The organism is Methylobacterium sp. HMF5984 (assembly GCF_045033435.1).
Classification (GTDB): domain Bacteria; phylum Pseudomonadota; class Alphaproteobacteria; order Rhizobiales; family Beijerinckiaceae; genus Methylobacterium.
Window position 1 is genome coordinate 4254251 of sequence record NZ_JBJFLN010000001.1, and the last position, 14301, is coordinate 4268551.

Below are 14301 nucleotides of genomic sequence, written 5' to 3' on the forward strand. Positions count from 1 at the left end.
CGCCCACGGCTCGCGTGTGATCGTGCAAGCCGGCGGCATTGCGGCGGACGACCCCAGCCCTCGATAGCGGCGAACGGTTTATGAGCCCCTGGTATCGGGGCGGGATCCCGGCAGCGACCGTCGGGCCTCTTCCGTCCGGCCCTGGGCCGCGCCATATTTGGCACATGGCAATTCCCAAGAAGCCCCGGCACGTCTCAGCGACCGGGAAGGCCGACCGGCCGGACGTGCAGCCGCTCGACCCGTTTCTGGCGCAGCTGCTGAGCCCCGCCCTCGCCCGCACGCCGCAGGTCAAATCCGAGCGGCCGGCCGAGCTGCCGCGGCCGGGCCAGCGCAAGCCGGCGAAGGCCAAGGCGAAACCGACGGCCAAAGGCGCGACGACCGAGCCCGCCGGCTTCGGCGAGGCGCCGCAGCGCGGCTTCACCGTCGCACCGGGCGCCGAGGTCGATCCGGCGCTGGCCCAGGCCCTCGGGATGACCCCACCCGAGGACGGCCCCGCCCCCGAGGGCGAGCCGGACCAGGCCCCGCTCGCCGCCGACGGCGTCTCCGCCACGGTCGACGCCCTGCAACGCCTGCTCGAGGAGGGAAACCCGCTGTTCCGCGACGGGCAGACCTGGGTGCCGCATCGGCCGGACCGCCCGGCGAAGTCCGAGGGCGGCAAGCCGTTCCGCCTCGAATCCGAGTTCACGCCGGCCGGCGACCAGCCCACCGCCATCGCCGAGCTGGTCAAGGGCGTGAATGCGGCCGAGCGCGACCAGGTGCTGCTCGGCGTCACCGGCTCGGGCAAGACCTTCACGATGGCCAAGATCATCGAGGAGACGCAGCGCCCGGCCCTGATCCTGGCGCCGAACAAGACCCTGGCGGCGCAGCTCTACGGCGAGTTCAAGAGCTTCTTTCCCGACAACGCGGTCGAGTATTTCGTCTCGTATTACGACTACTACCAGCCCGAGGCCTACGTGCCGCGCTCGGACACCTTCATCGAGAAGGAATCCTCGATCAACGAGCAGATCGACCGGATGCGGCACTCGGCGACCCGCGCCCTGCTGGAGCGCGACGACGTCATCATCATCGCCTCGGTCTCGTGCATCTACGGCATCGGCTCGGTCGAGACCTACACCGCGATGTCGTTCACGGTGACGCTCGGCGAGAAGATCGAGCAGCGCCAGCTCGTCGCCGACCTGGTGGCGCTGCAGTACAAGCGCATCCAGGCGGACTTCGCCCGCGGCACCTTCCGGGTGCGCGGCGACGTGATCGAGCTGTGGCCGGCCCACTTGGAGGACCGCGGCTGGCGCATCGGCCTGTTCGGCGACGAGATCGAGAGCATCGTCGAGTTCGATCCGCTGACCGGCAAGAAGATCAACGAGCTGAAGTTCGTGAAGGTCTACGCCAACTCGCACTACGTCACGCCGCGGCCGACGCTGCAGCAGGCGATCAAGGGGATCAAGCACGAGCTCAACGGCCGCGTCGAGGAGCTGACCCGGATGGGCCGGCTGATCGAGGCCCAGCGGATCGAGCAGCGCTGCACCTTCGACATCGAGATGATCGAGGCGACGGGCGCCTGCAACGGCATCGAGAACTATTCGCGCTACCTCACCGGCCGCAAGCCGGGCGAGCCGCCGCCGACGCTGTTCGAGTACCTGCCCGACAACGCGCTGGTCTTCACCGACGAGAGCCACGTCACGGTTCCGCAGATCGGCGGCATGTACCGGGGCGACTTCCGGCGGAAGGCGACGCTCGCGGAGTACGGCTTCCGCCTGCCCTCCTGCCTCGACAACCGCCCGCTGCGCTTCGAGGAATGGGACGCGATGCGGCCGCAGACGGTCAACGTCTCGGCCACCCCCGGCAAGTGGGAGATGGAGCAGACCGGCGGCGTCTTCGCCGAGCAGGTGATCCGCCCGACCGGCCTCGTCGACCCGGTGATCGAGATCCGCCCGGCCCGCTCCCAGGTCGACGACCTGCTCGGCGAGGTCCGCGAGGTGGCGCAGGCCGGCTACCGCACCCTGGTCACCACCCTGACCAAGCGCATGGCCGAGGACCTGACCGAGTACCTGCACGAGAACTCGGTGCGCGTGCGCTACATGCACTCCGACATCGACACCTTGGAGCGCATCGAGATCATCCGCGACCTGCGGCTCGGCGCCTTCGACGTGCTGATCGGCATCAACCTGCTGCGCGAGGGCCTCGACATCCCGGAATGCGCGCTGGTCGCGATCCTCGACGCCGACAAGGAGGGCTTCCTGCGCTCCGAGACCTCGCTGGTCCAGACCATCGGCCGCGCCGCCCGCAACGCCGACGCGCGCTGCATCCTCTACGCCGACCAGATCACCGGCTCGATGGAGCGGGCGATGGCGGAGACCGAGCGCCGGCGCCAGAAGCAGCTCGCCTACAATCTCGAGCACGGCATCACCCCGCAGAGCGTCAAGCGCGGGATCAGCGACATCCTCAGTAGCGTGTTCGAGCGCGATCACGTCCAGGTCGATACCGGAATGGCGGAGATCACCGTCGGCCACAACCTCAAGGCGGTGATGTCCGATCTCGAGAAGCGGATGCGCACCGCCGCCGCCGATCTCGACTTCGAGGAAGCCGCGCGCCTGCGCGACGAGCTGAAGCGGCTCCAGGCGACCGAGCTGATGATCTCCGACGACCCGATGGCGCGCCAGGCCGACGTCGAGCGCGATGCCGGCAAGTACGGCCGCAAGGCCCCGCGCGGCTCGGGCACGCGGATCTCGAAGCCGACCCTCGACAACATGGGACCGGGCACCGACCGCGAGTTGCCGGCGAGCGCCGTCGCCTGGGTGGAGCGGCCGAAGCCACGCTCGACGCAAGGGCTCGGCGGCCAGAAGCCGAAATACAAGGGCGGCGGCGGCCGGCGCTGAGATCGGCCTCCTGCGTCGGACGGTTGCCGCGAGCGGGATCACGTCCCGCGCAGGGCGGCAGCGTCTGCTCGGCCGCCGCGGCTCGCTCCCCGTCATCCCATCTCGTCCCGAAACTCCTGCGCGCAAGCGATCGCCGCGCCGAATGCGGACGGTCGGGCGCGCGCTGAGCCCAGGCGAAGAAAAGCAACTCTCGGTTGTAACTTCAAACCCTCGTTAAGCATTCCCGCTCAGATTGCATGAGCCATGCAATGGATCTCGTGCGTTGTGTTCTCGGCACGATGCAGCCTCCCGGCGTGGTTCCCTGTCGGAGTGCCCCCATGTCTCGTCGCCAGAACCGCGCCTCCGCGCGCACGTCCACCCCTGCGCCACGTCGCGAAGCGGCCCGCTCGCGCAGCACGATCGCGATCCCGCTGCTCGGAGGCGTTCTGCTCCTCGGCACTTCGGGCCTGGCCGAGGCCCAGGTCCTGCGCGGGGCGCTCGATACGGTGACCACGGCCGTGAACAGCACCGCCGGAAGCCTGGCGACGGTCGATGCGACCCTCGGCGGCGGCAACCTCGCGACCGTCGGCGCGACGGTCGGCGGCGGATCGGTCGCGAATGTCGGTGCAACCGTCGGTGGCGGATCGGTCGCGGATGTCGGGGCCACCGTCGGCGGCGGCACCGTCGCCAACGTCGGAGCGACGGTCGGCGGCGGATCAGTCGCGACGGTCGGTGCCACGGTCGGCGGCGGCACCGTCGCCAATGTCGGCGCCACGGTCGGCGGCGGCACCGTCGCCAATGTCGGCGCCACGGTCGGCGGCGGCACCGTCGCCAATGTCGGCGCCACGGTCGGCGGCGGCACGATCGCCGGGGTCGGCGCCACGGTCGGCGGCGGCACGATCGCCGGGGTCGGCGCGACCGTCGGCGGCGGCACCGTCGCCAATGTCGGCGCCACGGTCGGCGGCGGCACCGTCGCCAATGTCGGCGCCACGGTCGGCGGCGGCACGATCGCCGGGGTCGGCGCGACCGTCGGCGGTGGCACCGTCGCCAATGTTGGCGCCACGGTCGGCGGCGGCACGATCGGATCCGTCGGCGTGTCGGTCGGCGGCGGAACCGGGACCACCGCCGGCACCGGAACCGGAACCGGCACGACGGGCGGCACCGCCTGCAATCCCTGCACGGGCGGCGGAGCCGGACCCGGCGGCGGCGGCAGCACGGTGTACGATCCGGCCCGCATCGCGGCGATCGAGCTGCGGCTGTCGAACGCCGAGAACCTGCCGATTCGCGGCAACAACGTCAGCCAGTTCCCGCTCCCGGTCGCCGGCGGCGCTGACGCGCTCGCGGCCGGCTACGGCGCCACGGCGGGCGGCGTGAGCGCGACGGCCCTCGGGACCGAGGCGAACGCGGCCGGCGACGGGTCCATCGCGATCGGCCGCAGCGCCTCGGCGACGCAGGCCAACACCATCGCGATCGGTCCCGGCGCGCAGACCACCCGCACGAACCAGGTCGCGATCGGCAACGGCTCGAACACCTATACGCTCGGCGGGATCACGTCGGCGCAGAGCGCCGCGGCCCAGAACGGCGCGACGCAGTTCGTGACCACCGACGCGGCGGGCAACCTCGCGACCTCCGGCTACGGCCCGAGCACCATCGCCGGCCTCGGCTCCCGCCTCGACTCGGCGGAAGGGCGGATCGGCGGCGTCGAGTCCCGTGTCGGCGCGCTGGAATCGCGCACGAACGCCCTGTCGCAATACACCACCGAGACCCGGCGCGAGGCACGCCAGGGCGTCGCCACGGCGCTGGCGATGCCGACCGCGTCGATGCCCTCGGCACCCGGCCGCACCACCTGGGTCCTCAACAGCGCGACCTATCGCGGCGAGTGGGCCGGCGGCGCGGCACTCTCGCACCGCCTGCCGACCGCCGTGCCGCTGGCGATCAACGTCGGCTACGCCTATGGCGGCGACGGCGGCCACGGGGTGCGGGCCGGGCTCGGCGGCGAGTTCTGAGCGCGCCTCCCGCCCGGCTCGGGCCGGGCGGGCTCGGGCCATCGCGTTGGTCCTGAGGCAGCCGACACGGCAGGCCAGGCCTTTGGGTGACGGGCGTGCCCGCCATCCAGGGGTCGTCTTCGTCGGACCCCCATGCGATCGGGCGATGGGGCTCGTCTCCCGCATCGACCTGCGGACGGGTCGAATGTCGCCGAGCGGGGCGGCTCGTTCGCCGAACCCGACCCGTCAGCTCGGCGCGCCAAAGGCGAGCCCGGAATCCCGAACCGCCGAAACGAACCGAAAGGGCGTCGACGGTCGATTCAGACAGCATCGCTGGCGGTTCTGGGTTCCGGGCTCCGCTGCGCGGCCCCGGACTGACGGGTCGGGTTTCAGGACGGTCGCGGTCAGGTCGTCGAACCGTGCTTCGCCGTTCGGGCACGTCGCCCCCCCGCGACGCCCTCACCGCGCCCCGCGATGAAGGTCCCCGTCGATCAGCAGCGCGCTCTTGCCGTCGAGGCGGGTGCGGTAGACCTGCAGATTCTCCATCACCCGCTGGACGTAGTTGCGGGTCTCGGTGAACGGGATGCGCTCGACCCAGTCGATCGCGTCGACCTCGCCCTTGCGCGGATCGCCGTAGGCGTCGATCCACTTCTTCACGTTGCCGCCGCCGGCGTTGTAGGAGGCGAAGGCGAGGATGTAGGAGCCGCGCCAATCCTCCATCAGCTCGCCGAGATGGGCCTGGCCGAGGCGCGCGCTGTAGATCGCGTCGGTGCCGAGCCGGTCCGGGTCGTAGGCGGCCGAGACGCGTCGCGCGGTGCGCTGGGCGGTGGCCGGCATCATCTGCATCAGGCCACGCGCGCCGACGCCGGACTGCGCCCGCGGGTCGAACTGGCTTTCCTGACGCGCGATCGCGAAGACCATCGCCTTCTCGACCAGCGGCACCGAGCCGAACGCCTCGTAGGTCGGGATGCCGATGGTGGGGTAGGCGTGCGCGTCGAGCGGCAGGCCGCGCTGCACCGCGAGCTTGCCGACGGCGACGAGGGCGCGGGCGTCCTTCATCTCGACGGCGAGGTCGCCGAGGGCCTGCACCTCGCGCGCATCGGTGAGGCGCTGCGCGGTGTCGATGTAGAGCGGAAGCGCCAGCTCCTTCAGCGAGGCGGCCCCGAGCAGGCGCAGGGCACGGATGCAGAGGCGGTCGTCGAAGGCGGCGCGCGCCGGGCCGTCGAGGTCGGCGGGCGCGCGCAGCGCGAGGCTGGTCTGGCCGAGCTTGGCCCGGGCGAGCTGCCCGTAATAGGCGATCGGCTGCAGCGCCGCGGTCTCGTAGAACCCCTTAGCCGCATCGGCCTGCCCGAGGGCTTCGGCCGCCCGGCCCTGCCAGTAGGCGGCGCGGGCGATCGAGATCGGCGTCTCGGCGATGCCGGCGGCGAGCGCGAAGTGGCGGGACGCGGCCTCCGGGTCGCTGCCGAAGCGGAGCGCGATCCAGCCGGCGTGGAACTCGGCCTCGATCCGCTTCTCGACCGTGCGGGCCGGGTTGGCGCTCGCCACCGCGTAGGCGGTCCTGGCGTCGCCGAGGTCGATCAGCTTGCGCGCGACGATGCGGCGCTCGACCCACCATTCGTCGCCGTCGACGAGCACGTCCGAGTTGCTCGGCGCGGTCGCCAGCACGGCCGCCGCCTCGGCCGGCTTGTCGGCCCGGCGCAGGAACTGCGCCCGCGACAGGATGTAGGAGCTGTCGCTGCGCAGCGACGGCGGCACCGCCGCAAGCGCGGACGCGGCCCCGGAGCTCTTGTCCTCGACGGCGCGGCGCGCCCGCACCAGGCTGGCATAGGCGCCGCCGGCATAGGTCGCAGCCCGGCCGGCCGCCTCCCAGTCTTCCTTCAGGAGCGCACGCTCCATGCGGTAGCGGTGATCGATCCGGGTGAGCACGCCCGGGAAGGCGTCGGCGACCCTGGCCTCGAGCGAGCGGCCGAAGGTCTCGGAGCGCCACAGGTCGCGGACGAGGTCGGCGGCGTCCGCATCAAGCCCGTCCGCCTTGAACGCCAGCGCCAGGGCGAACTTGCCCGGCGCGCTCGCCGGCCGGGTCGCACCGAAATAGGCGCGCACCGTCGCCGGATTCCTGCGCTCGGTGAGCAACGCCTCCTCGGCGCGGCGGCGGAGCAGCGGCCCCGCCGGCCAGTCCGGGTTGGCGCGGGTGAAGGCGACGGTGCGCTCGAAGCCGATGCCGGCGCCGGCGCGGATCGCGACCCATTCGAGCAGCGCCCGCGCCGCCGGATCGGAGAAGCCGTCGCGCAGGCGGTCGCCGTCGGCGACCTTGCCCTTGCGGTAGAAGTCGATCGCCTGGCGCAGCTGGGCGACGTCGGTGTCGCCGACGCGGGCGATCGGGCCGAGGCCCGGCACCTCCGGCACGGGGGCGGCCGGCGTCACGGCGGCGTCGGGCAGCGGGAAGGCGACGGGCGCGTCCGGGTCGGCCGAGGCGTAGGCGGCGGCGCCCGCCGGGAGCGCCTGCCCGGGCGGAAGCGGCTTGGCGGCCCCGGCATCGCCGGCGGCCTTCGGATCGAGCTTGAGCGCGTCGGCGGCGACCGGATCGATCGCGGTCCTGGCACCCTCGACCTGGCTGGCCGGCGCCGTGGCGTCGCTCGCCGGCGGCGTCGGCTGCGAGGCGGGCGGGGCCTGGACCCGCGGCAGGTCGACCGCCGGCGCGGCCAGCGCCACGCCCGCGGTCAGCGCGAGGCCGAGGGCAACGATCTGCGAGCGTGTGAGGGACGCCATGGATGCGGTCACTCTCTGCGATCCGGTTTCGACGGATGCCGGCAAAGGACAGCCTCGGCGCCGAGCGTTAAGAACGCATTAACCGCGTGCGCGAAGGGTTTGCGCGGGGGTGGCGGAAGCCCTATGTCTGCGCCGCCCGCAGCGCGGCGCCGGACCACCGGCCCAGGCCGGAGCGGGCAACGAGACCGGCTGGGACGCCCGAGATGACCGAGACCACTGCGCGCCGCCTTCGGGGCTCCATGACCGCCCTGGTGACGCCGTTCCGCGACGGCGCCTTCGACGAGGCGGCGTTCCGAAAGTTCGTGGCCTGGCAGATCGAGCAGGGCAGCCACGGCCTGGTGCCGACCGGCACCACCGGCGAGAGCCCGACGCTGACGCACAGCGAGCACGACCGCGTGGTCGAGGCCTGCATCGACGAGGCCGGCGGCCGCGTGCCGGTGATCGCCGGCGCCGGATCGAACTCCACGGCCGAGGCGGTCGAGCGGGCGCAGCACGCCGAGAAGGCGGGCGCCGACGCGGTGCTCGTGGTCACGCCGTACTACAACAAGCCGACGCAGAGCGGGCTCTACGCCCACTTCAAGGCCGTCAACGACGCGGTCGGCATTCCGATCATCATCTACAACATCCCTCCGCGCTCCGTCGTCGACATGAGCGTCGAGACGATGGCGCGCCTGTTCGAGCTCAAGAACATCGCCGGGGTGAAGGACGCGACCGCCAAGATCGATCGCGTCAGCCTCCAGCGGCAGGCCATGGGCGAGGGTTTCATCCAGCTTTCGGGCGAAGATGCGACCGCGCTCGGCTACAACGCCCATGGCGGCCACGGCTGCATCTCGGTGGTGTCGAACGTGGCGCCGCGGCTCTGCGCCGACCTCCAGGAGGCGACGCTGTCGGGCGACTTCGCCAAGGCGCTGCAGCTGCAGGACCGGCTGCTGCCGCTCCAGGTCGGGCTGTTCGCCGAATCCAACCCCTCGCCGGTGAAGTACGCCCTGGAACGCCTCGGCCACATGAGCGCCGACGTGCGCCTGCCGCTCGTGCCGGTCTCGGACGCGACCAAGGCGATCGTCGACGCCGCCCTGCGCCATGCCGGCCTCCTGGCCGGCTGACGCCAGGCACCGAAGAGACCGATGGCTCCCAAACCCGAACCGAACCGCCGCATCGTCGCCGACAACCGCGCCGCGCGCTTCCACTACGCGATCGAGGACACCCTGGAGGCCGGCATCTCGCTGACCGGAACCGAGGTGAAATCGCTGCGCAGCGGGCGCGCGACCATCGGCGAGGCCTATGCCGGCCCGTCGGGCGGCGACCTGATGCTGTTCAACGCCTACATCCCGGAATACGTCCAGGCGAGCCGCTTCAACCACGAGACCAAGCGCCCGCGGCGCCTGCTGATGCACCGCCGCCAGATCGACAAGTGGATCGGCGCGACGCAGCGCCAGGGCTACACGGTGGTGCCGCTGAAGATCTACTTCAACGAGAAGGGCCGCGCGAAGGTCGAGCTCGGCCTCGGCAAGGGCAAGCAGGCCCACGACAAGCGCGAGGCCGCCAAGGAGCGCGACTGGCAGCGCGACCGCGCCCGGATCATGCGCGACCGGGGGTAGTTCCCGGACGGCCGCGCGAGACGGCGCGACGATGCCCGGGCCGGGCTGCGAGAGTCAGAGGGCACGCCTTCCCTCCCCCCTCTGCGGGGGAGGGAAGCGACGCGCGGATGTTCGTTCAAGAAAGCAGATTTCGAGGCTGGAACGAGAGAGGGCGTGCGCGATGCCCCATCTCGTTGAATCGCCTGCTCGAACCGGAGCCGCGCCATGGACCCGAACCTCGCCCTGCCCGCCGACCTTCCCGCCCCGATCGACGACGGTGCGGCGGCGCACCTGACCGGGATGAGGCTGCCGGACGTGTCGCTCGCGGCGACCGACGGCACCCGCGTCTCGCTGGCGAAGCTCGCCGGGCGGACGGTGGTCTTCGCCTATCCGCGCACCGGCGAGCCGGGACAGCCGAACCTGGTGGCGGACTGGGACGCGATTCCCAGTGCACGCGGCTGCACGCCGCAAGCGTGCGGCTTCCGCGATCTCCATGACGACCTGAAGGCCCGCGGCGTCGCGCAGGTGCGCGGGCTCTCGACGCAGACGGGCGCCTACCAGCGCGAGGCGGCGACGCGCCTGCAGCTGCCGTTTACCTTGCTGTCGGACGCCTCGCGCGCCTTCGCGATGGCAGCGCGGCTGCCGACCTTTGAGGCGGCCGGTACCATCCTGCTGTGCAGGCTCAGCCTCGTCGTCGACGACGGCGTCGTGACGAAGGTGTTCTACCCGGTGTTCCCACCCGATCGCAGCGCGGCCGACATCCTGGCCTGGCTCGATGGGGAGGGAACCGCGAAGGCCTAATCCTCGGCGGGGGCGTCCGGCGCTCCGTTCGCGCCCTGACGGATGCCGTAGCGGCTTTCCAGGCCCGGGTTGGCGCGGGCGGGCCGCTCGGCATAGTCGCGCGTCCGGTCGCCGGCCGGGCGAGCCTGCCGCTCGCTGGGGTCTCGCCCGACCTTGCCGATCAGCTGCACGAGGTCGACGAACTCGTCGGCCTGGCGGCGCAGGTCGTCGGAGATCATCGCCGGCTGGGTCTGGATGGTGGAGACCACCGTGACCTTCACGCCGCGGCGCTGCATCGCCTCGACCAGCGAGCGGAAATCGCCATCGCCGGAGAACAGCACCATGTGGTCGATGTACTGGCTCAGCTCGAGCGCATCGATCGCAAGCTCGATGTCCATGTTGCCCTTGACCTTGCGGCGGCCGAGCGAGTCGGTGAACTCCTTGGCGGGCTTGGTGACGACGCGGTAGCCGTTGTAGTCGAGCCAGTCGATCAGCGGACGGATCGAGGAATACTCCTGATCCTCGATCATCGCGGTGTAGTAGAACGCCCGAATCATGTTGTCGCGGGACTGGAATTCTTTCAGAAGCCGCTTGTAGTCGATGTCGAAGCCGAGGGCCTTCGTCGTCGCGTAGAGGTTGGCGCCGTCGATGAACAGGGCGCTGCGCTGTAGTGCACTCATGGCACGATCCATTTCTAAAATATAACCAAAACAATCATGGCACGTACCGCCCGCGGAAAAGCAGGTGGACGACACGCATCAAGGTTACGGGTGCAAAGTCGGCCCAACGGAGGACAGTGGACGCTGCTTGTTCCAAAAATCGCCGGCGACGGTGCGCAATAGTGACCGTACGGCATGTGTGAAGCGCACGATGGAATGTGTCAACCTTCGACGGAAAACGTCCTTTCGACGATCGGTCGACACAACCTCGTCGATCTTTTTCTCATTCGTTCCGCAACAACAGCGAAACATCTGCTGCCGGGACGATCAAACGCGCGTGAGCCCGTCGGCCGGCGCTCAGGCCTTCGGCATGGCGCGGCTGCCCGGCTTCACCGGCGGCAATGCGGCCAGCTCGGGCGGCAGCGCGTCGGGGGGATAGGCCGGGATGTCGAGGGTGACGAGCGAGAGCAAAGGCAGGCCGATCTCACCGCGGCCGCCCGAGCGGTCGATCAGGCAGGCGGCGCCGACGATCTCGCCGGGCTCGCTTTGCAGCGAGGCGAGGCATTCGCGCGCGGACAGCCCGGTCGTGACGATGTCCTCGACGATCACCGCGCGCTGGCCGGCCGGGATGCTGAAGCCGCGCCGGAGGGTGAACGGGCCGCCGGGATCGCGCTCGACGAAGATCGCCCGCGCCCCGAGGTGCCGCGCGGTCTCGTAGCCGGGCACGATGCCGCCGATCGCCGGCGAGACGACGATGTCGATTGGGCCGAAGCGCGCCGTGATCACGGCGGCGAGCGCCCTGCACAGGCGCTCGGTGCGCGGCGGCTCGGAGAAGATCGCCATCTTCTGCAGGAAGACCGCCGAGCGCAGGCCGGAGCTCAGGATGAAGTGGCCTTCGAGCAGCGCGCCCGCATCGCGGAACTCCGCGAGAACCTCATCCGGACTCATGCGCACGGCTCCTCGCGGGGTGATGGCGAACGCTGCGCTTGTGGCAGCGGGAGCAGGTGGAGGCAAGCGGAAGGGGAAGCGTCGCGGCGCGCCGCGTCTCGGCCGCTCGACCCTGGTTTCCGGCTCCGCGCCGTCGTTCCCGAGTGCAGAAGGCGAAGCCGGCATCCGGAGCCGCGGGTGCCGGTCGAGACGGCGGCCATGGGCGGATCCAGCGTCCGGGCTGCGCTGTGCGGCTTCGGGATGAAGGCCGTGCGTCGATTGCGGGCGCGCCTCGTCCGCCGAGGCAGAAGCACGGATCGGAGGATGTTGCGCCGCCTACCCGTTCACCCGGTCGACCCGGCTCACCGTCCGCTTGCCGCGCAGCTCCGCGATGATCGCGTTCAGATGCTGCAGGTCCCAGACCGAGAGGTCGATCACGATGTCGGTGAAGTCCTGGGTGCGGCGCTTCATCGAGAGGTTGTCGATGTTGCCGTCGTGGTCGGCGATCACCTGTGCGATCTGCGCCAGCACGCCGGGCTCATTGATCGATTGCGTGGCGAGCCGCGCGGGGAAGCGCTCGGTGGCGTCCGCCTCGATGTCCCAGCGCACGTCGAGCCAGCGCTCGGGCTCGTTGTCGAACGCGGCCAGGGCCGCCGACTGGATCGGGTAGATCGTCACGCCGACGCCGGGCGTCAGGATGCCGACGATGCGGTCGCCGGGCACCGCGCCGCCGTCCGGGGCGAAGCTCACCGGCAGGTCGCCGGCGAGGCCGCGGATCGGGATCGCGTCGGTTCCGTCCGCCGCGCCGCCGCCCGGGAAGGTCAGGCGCATGGTCTGGTCCTTCGACCGGATCAGGCGGCCGGCGCCGTTGACCACCGGTTGCGGCACCCCGGCCGGGCCCGATTTCCGCTCGTCCTTGTAGTCTGGGTAGACGCCGCGCACGACGTCGCCCGAGAACATCTCGCCGCGCCCCACCGCCGCGAACACGTCCTCGGCCGAGGCGCGGGCGAGGCGCGGGAGCGCGCCGCGCAGCTTGTCGTCGGTGAAGCTCTTGCCCGCGCGCTCGAACGCCCGATCGAGGATCTGGCGCCCGAGGCCGGCATATTGCCGACGCACCGCCGAGCGGGTCGCGCGCCGGATCGCGGCGCGGGCCTTGCCGGTGACGACGAGCGATTCCCAGGCGGCCGGCGGCGCGGCGCCGTCCGAGCGCGAGATCTCGACCTCGTCGCCGTTGGCGAGCTCGTGCAGCAGCGGCGCCATCCGGCCGTTGATCTTGGCGCCGACCGCCGAGTTGCCGACGTCGGTGTGCACCGCGTAGGCGAAGTCAATCGGCGTGGCGCCGCGTGGCAGGGCGATGAGCCGGCCCTTCGGCGTGAAGCAGAACACCTGGTCCTGGAACAGCTCGAGCTTGGTGTGCTCGAGGAACTCCTCGGGGCTGTCGCCCTCGGCCAGCAGCTCGATCGTGCGGCGCAGCCACTGGTAGGCGCCGCTCTCGGCCGCCAGCCGCGGGGCGACGCCGCCCTCCGGCTCACGACCGGCCGGCAGCTTGCCGGCCTCCTTGTAATGCGCGTGCGCGGCGATGCCGTACTCGGCGATGTCGTCCATCGCCCGGGTGCGGATCTGCAGCTCGACGCGCTGGCTCTTCGGGCCGATCACCGTGGTGTGGATCGAGCGGTAGTCGTTCTGCTTCGGCGTCGAGATGTAGTCCTTGTAGCGCCCCGGCACCATCGGCCAGGTGGTGTGGACGACGCCGAGCGCCGCGTAGCAATCGTCCAGCGTCTCGACGACGACGCGGAAGCCGAACACGTCCGAGAGCTGCTCGAAGGCGACGGACTTGCGCTCCATCTTCGACCAGATCGAGAACGGCCGCTTCTGGCGGCCGGTGACGGCGGCCTCGATCCCGCGGGCGGAGAGTTTTGCGGTGAGGTCGCGCTCGATGGTGTCGACCAGGCTCTCGGTCTTCGCGGTGAGGTCGGAGAGCCGCCGCGTGACGGTGGCGTAGATCTCCGGCTTGAGGTTGCGGAAGGACAGGTCCTCCAGCTCCTCGCGCAGCTCCTGCATGCCCATGCGGCCGGCCAGCGGCGCGTAGATGTCCAGCGTCTCCTGGGCGATCCGCTCGCGCTTGTCGGCGCGCATGTGCTGGAGCGTGCGCATGTTGTGCAGGCGGTCGGCGAGCTTGACCAGCAGCACGCGCACGTCCGCCGCCACGGCGAGCAGCAGCTTGCGGAAGTTCTCGCCCTGCGCCGCGCGCTTCGAGACGAGGTCGAGGCGCTTGAGCTTGGTCAGGCCGTCGACCAGCGCGCCGATCTCGGGGCTGAACAGCTCGCGGATCTCGTCGAGCGTCGCCGCCGTATCCTCGACGGTGTCGTGCAGCACCGCCGCGACGATGGTCGCGTCGTCCAGGCGCAAGTCCGTGAGGATCGCGGCGACCTCGAGGGGATGGGCGAAGAACGGGTCGCCGGACGCCCGCTTCTGCGTGCCGTGCGCGCGCATGGCGTAGACGTAGGCACGGTTGAGCAGCGCCTCGTTCGTCGCGGGGTTGTAGCGCTTCACCCGCTCGACGAGTTCGTACTGGCGCATCATCCGCCGGGAGACCCTTTCCGATCGCGAGGAGGCGCAAGTCTCACGCAAGCCGCGGCCGCGCGCCAGCCCCGAATGCGTCGCAGCCCGAGAAAGCCGGGGCGGCGCGCAAGCAAAAGGCCCGGCGTCTCCGCCGGGCCCGTGAAAGTCCGAAGTCCGGCGACGACGCCGA

9 protein-coding genes are annotated in these 14301 nt (G+C 71.2%); 5 read left to right on the top strand and 4 right to left on the bottom strand.

What is annotated here, in order from left to right:
• Positions 1–164: 164 nt before the first annotated feature.
• Positions 165–2873 (top strand): excinuclease ABC subunit UvrB, encoded by a 2709-nt coding sequence (gene uvrB / locus ACFZ8E_RS20710; RefSeq protein ID WP_244027520.1) that lies wholly within the window; start codon positions 165–167, stop codon positions 2871–2873.
• Positions 2874–3190: 317 nt separating this feature from the next.
• Positions 3191–4858, top strand: coding sequence for a hypothetical protein (locus ACFZ8E_RS20715; RefSeq protein ID WP_405043677.1), 1668 nt, complete (start codon positions 3191–3193; stop codon positions 4856–4858).
• A gap of 438 nt (positions 4859–5296) precedes the next feature.
• Here the strand turns inward: ACFZ8E_RS20715 and ACFZ8E_RS20720 are convergent, their stop codons facing one another.
• Complete coding sequence (locus tag ACFZ8E_RS20720; RefSeq protein WP_244027523.1) at positions 5297–7606, bottom strand: transglycosylase SLT domain-containing protein; 2310 nt, start codon at positions 7604–7606, stop codon at positions 5297–5299.
• Positions 7607–7809: 203 nt separating this feature from the next.
• Here ACFZ8E_RS20720 and dapA point away from each other — a divergent pair, with 203 nt between their 5' ends.
• From dapA to ACFZ8E_RS20735, 3 genes are all read left to right on the top strand, one after another.
• Positions 7810–8709, top strand: coding sequence for a 4-hydroxy-tetrahydrodipicolinate synthase (dapA, locus tag ACFZ8E_RS20725; RefSeq protein ID WP_147843636.1), 900 nt, complete (start codon positions 7810–7812; stop codon positions 8707–8709).
• Between the two features lie 21 nt (positions 8710–8730).
• Complete coding sequence (gene smpB / locus ACFZ8E_RS20730; RefSeq protein WP_147727737.1) at positions 8731–9204, top strand: SsrA-binding protein SmpB; 474 nt, start codon at positions 8731–8733, stop codon at positions 9202–9204.
• Between the two features lie 204 nt (positions 9205–9408).
• On the top strand, positions 9409–9984 hold the full coding sequence (locus ACFZ8E_RS20735; protein ID WP_405043678.1) for a peroxiredoxin: 576 nt from the start codon (positions 9409–9411) through the stop codon (positions 9982–9984).
• On the opposite strand, the gene ACFZ8E_RS20740 is transcribed toward ACFZ8E_RS20735, so the two are convergent.
• From ACFZ8E_RS20740 to ACFZ8E_RS20750, 3 genes are all read right to left on the bottom strand, one after another.
• On the bottom strand, positions 9981–10643 hold the full coding sequence (locus tag ACFZ8E_RS20740; RefSeq protein WP_243933947.1) for an NYN domain-containing protein: 663 nt from the start codon (positions 10641–10643) through the stop codon (positions 9981–9983). The two genes, ACFZ8E_RS20735 and ACFZ8E_RS20740, sit on opposite strands and share 4 nt — an antisense overlap.
• Positions 10644–10979: 336 nt before the next feature.
• Complete coding sequence (gene pyrE / locus ACFZ8E_RS20745) at positions 10980–11570, bottom strand: orotate phosphoribosyltransferase (RefSeq protein WP_244027527.1); 591 nt, start codon at positions 11568–11570, stop codon at positions 10980–10982.
• 315 nt (positions 11571–11885) lie between these two features.
• A complete protein-coding gene (locus ACFZ8E_RS20750) occupies positions 11886–14132 on the bottom strand; it encodes a bifunctional (p)ppGpp synthetase/guanosine-3',5'-bis(diphosphate) 3'-pyrophosphohydrolase (protein WP_147727741.1) in 2247 nt (748 codons plus the stop codon).
• Positions 14133–14301: the final 169 nt, after the last annotated feature.